Source organism: Streptomyces anatolicus (assembly GCF_019400875.1).
GTDB lineage: Bacteria > Actinomycetota > Actinomycetes > Streptomycetales > Streptomycetaceae > Streptomyces > Streptomyces anatolicus.
Genome location: NZ_WMBF01000580.1, coordinates 1 through 3,618, shown reverse-complemented (window position 1 = coordinate 3,618; position 3,618 = coordinate 1). Strand labels below are relative to the sequence as shown.

Here is a 3,618-nt window from a genome sequence, read left to right as displayed (position 1 = left end):
GGTACGCCGCGCCCCGCCGCGGGGCCCGGCAGCGGCCCGGCTCGCGCACCCCGCAGAACCGCTGACGGAGCCCCGCTGAGCGGCTGATCCCGCCCGGTTGTCAGTGCTGGGTCGTACGGTGGATTCCATGCGGCCCGTATCCAAGATCGAACGCACGGTGGCACCTTTCGAGGTCGTCAGTCCCTACCAGCCAAGCGGCGACCAGCCGGCGGCCATCGCCGAGCTGGAGCGGCGCATCCTCGCAGGTGAGAAGGATGTCGTCCTCCTCGGCGCGACCGGCACCGGCAAGTCGGCCACCACCGCGTGGATGATCGAGAAGCTCCAGCGCCCCACCCTCGTGATGGCGCCGAACAAGACACTGGCCGCCCAGCTGGCGAACGAGTTCCGCGAGCTTCTGCCGAACAACGCGGTCGAGTACTTCGTCTCGTACTACGACTACTACCAGCCCGAGGCATACGTCCCGCAGTCGGACACCTACATCGAGAAGGACTCCTCGATCAACGAGGAAGTGGAGCGCCTGCGCCACTCCGCGACGAACTCCCTGCTGACCCGCCGCGACGTGATCGTGGTCGCCTCCGTCTCCTGCATCTACGGCCTCGGCACCCCGCAGGAGTACGTGGACCGCATGGTCCCGCTCAAGGTCGGCGACGAGATCGACCGCGACCAGCTGCTGCGCCGCTTCGTCGACATCCAGTACACGCGCAACGACCTGGCGTTCACCCGCGGCACCTTCCGCGTCCGCGGCGACACGATCGAGATCTTCCCGGTCTATGAGGAGCTGGCCGTCCGCATCGAGATGTTCGGCGACGAGATCGAGGCGCTCTCCACCCTCCACCCGCTCACCGGCGAGGTCATCAGCGACGACGACCATCTGTACGTCTTCCCGGCGTCGCACTACGTGGCGGGCCCCGAGCGCCTGGAGAAGGCGGTCACCGGTATCGAGAAGGAGCTGACCGAGCGCCTCGCCGAGCTGGAGAAGCAGGGCAAGATGCTGGAGGCCCAGCGCCTGCGCATGCGCACCACGTACGACCTGGAGATGCTCCGCCAGATCGGCTCCTGCTCCGGCGTCGAGAACTACTCGATGCACTTCGACGACCGAGCCCCCGGCACGGCCCCCAACACCCTCCTGGACTACTTCCCCGAGGACTTCCTCCTCGTCCTCGACGAGTCGCACGTCACGGTCCCGCAGATCGGCGCGATGTACGAGGGCGACGCCTCCCGCAAGCGCACCCTCGTCGACCACGGCTTCCGCCTGCCGTCCGCGCTGGACAACCGCCCCCTGAAGTGGGAGGAGTTCCTCGGCCGCATCGGCCAGACGGTCTACCTCTCGGCGACCCCGGGGAAGTACGAGCTGTCGCGCGGCGACGGCTTCGTCGAGCAGATCATCCGCCCCACCGGCCTCGTCGACCCCGAGGTCGTCGTCAAGCCCACCGAGGGGCAGATCGACGACCTGGTGCACGAGATCCGCACCCGCACCGAGAAGGACGAGCGCGTCCTCGTCACCACGCTCACCAAGAAGATGGCCGAGGACCTCACCGACTACTTCCTGGAGCTGGGCATCCAGGTCCGCTATCTGCACAGCGACGTCGACACGCTGCGCCGCGTGGAACTGCTGCGCGAGCTGCGCGCCGGTGAGTACGACGTCCTGGTCGGCATCAACCTCCTGCGCGAGGGCCTCGACCTGCCCGAGGTCTCCCTGGTGGCGATCCTCGACGCCGACAAGGAGGGCTTCCTGCGTTCGGGGACCTCCCTGATCCAGACCATCGGCCGCGCGGCGCGCAACGTCTCCGGCCAGGTCCACATGTACGCCGACAAGATCACCCCGGCGATGGAGAAGGCCATCGACGAGACCAACCGCCGCCGCGAGAAGCAGATCGCGTACAACAAGGAGCGGGGGATCGACCCGCAGCCGCTGCGCAAGAAGATCAACGACATCGTGTCGGCGATCGCGCGCGAAGAGGTCGACACCGAACAGCTCCTCGGCTCCGACTACCGCAAGCCCAAGGCGGGCAAGGGCGCCAAGGCCCCGGTGCCCGCGCTCGGCGGCGAGGCGGCCAAGGCGGGCGCCTCCGCCAAGGCCAAGGGCAAGAAGGGCGAGACCGTCCCGACCAACCGCCCCGCCGCCGAACTGGCCGAGCAGATCGAGGAGATGACCGCGCGCATGCGCGCGGCCGCCGCCGACCTCCAGTTCGAGATCGCCGCGCGGCTGCGCGACGAGGTGTCGGAGATGAAGAAGGAGCTGCGCCAGATGCGAGAGGCGGGCCAGGCCTAAAGGCACCTGGAAACACGCCTGGGGCAGGGGAAACGGCGTACTGGCCGGTCTGTTGCAGGACCGCCACAATGTGCGGCCCGCGGTGCGGCGCCGAGGGCCGCACTGCATAGGGTGCTGGGCAGCCGCAAGAGGCGGCTGCCCAGGCAGTTCGAGAGGGGACAGCGCGTGACGGTCAACATGACCAAGGGTCAGGCCATCAGCCTGCAGAAGGACGACGGGGGCGCCCTTTCCGCGGTGCGCATGGGACTCGGCTGGCAGGCCGCCCCGCGCCGCGGTCTGTTCGGCTCCCGCACCCGCGAGGTCGACCTGGACGCCTCGGCGGTCCTCTTCGCCGACAAGCAGCCGGTCGACGTCGTCTTCTTCCGCCACCTCGTCAGCGACGACGGCTCGGTGCGCCACACCGGCGACAACCTCGTCGGCGGCGTCGGCCAGGGCGGGGACGACGAGGCGATCCTCGTCGACCTCCAGCGGGTCCCCGTCCACATCGACCAGATCGTCTTCACGGTGAACTCCTTCACCGGCCAGACCTTCCAGGAGGTGCAGAACGCGTTCTGCCGCCTCGTCGACGAGACCAACGGCCAGGAGCTGGCCCGCTACACCCTCGACGGCGGCGGCCAGTACACCGCCCAGATCATGGCGAAGGTCCACCGCGCGGGCACCGGCTGGCAGATGACGGCCATCGGCAACCCCGCCAACGGCCGCACCTTCCAGGACCTGATGCCGTCGATCCTGCCGCACCTGTAAGCCACATCCGTACTGAGCCACATCCGTACGTACGAGGGGGACGAGTGATGACGGCCGAGCTGGTGCGCGGGCAGAACCATCCGCTGCCCGGGACCCGCCTGGAGATCCGGGTCTCGGCCGGCAAGCCGATCGTGGCGGGGGCCACGCTCGGCGACGAACAGGGCAAGGTCCGCGGTGTGGAATGGGTGGCCCACCCGGGCTCGCCCACCCTGCCCGGCCTCGAGGTGTCCAGGCAGGCGGCGGCCGACCACCGCCTCGCCGTGGACCTCGGCGCCCTGCCGGACGCCGTCCACCGCGTCAGCGTCCTGCTCGCCCTGCCCACCGGCGGCGCGGGCCCGGCCAGCTTCCGCGCCCTCCCCGCGCCCTTCGTCGCGGTCACCGGCGTCGACGGCGCCGAGATCGCCGGCTACACCCTCACCGACCTCGACGCCGAGTCCGCCGTCGTCGCCCTGGAGCTCTACCGCCGCCAGGGCGCCTGGAAGGTCCGCGCCGTCGGCCAGGGGTACGCGGGCGGTCTCGCCGAGATGCTCACCGACCAGGGCCTGCCCGAGGCCCGCGCGCTCGCCGCCGCCATCGACGACGCGGTCGCCGGCGGGCTGGCC

Annotated in this window: 3 protein-coding genes; all 3 read left to right on the top strand. The window is 70.1% G+C overall.

The genetic code is table 11. The features are described 5' to 3' along the window. Window positions 1-127 precede the first annotated feature (127 nt). Entirely contained in the window at window positions 128-2,272 is a 2,145-nt protein-coding gene (gene uvrB, locus GKQ77_RS29830) for an excinuclease ABC subunit UvrB (RefSeq protein WP_219692233.1), read from the top strand. Window positions 2,273-2,437: 165 nt separating this feature from the next. Beyond that, window positions 2,438-3,016, top strand: coding sequence for a TerD family protein (locus GKQ77_RS29825; protein WP_219692232.1), 579 nt, complete (start codon window positions 2,438-2,440; stop codon window positions 3,014-3,016). A gap of 47 nt (window positions 3,017-3,063) precedes the next feature. After that, window positions 3,064-3,618, top strand: a 555-nt coding sequence (locus GKQ77_RS29820; protein ID WP_219692231.1) for a TerD family protein, incomplete at its 3' end; no start/stop codon positions are given.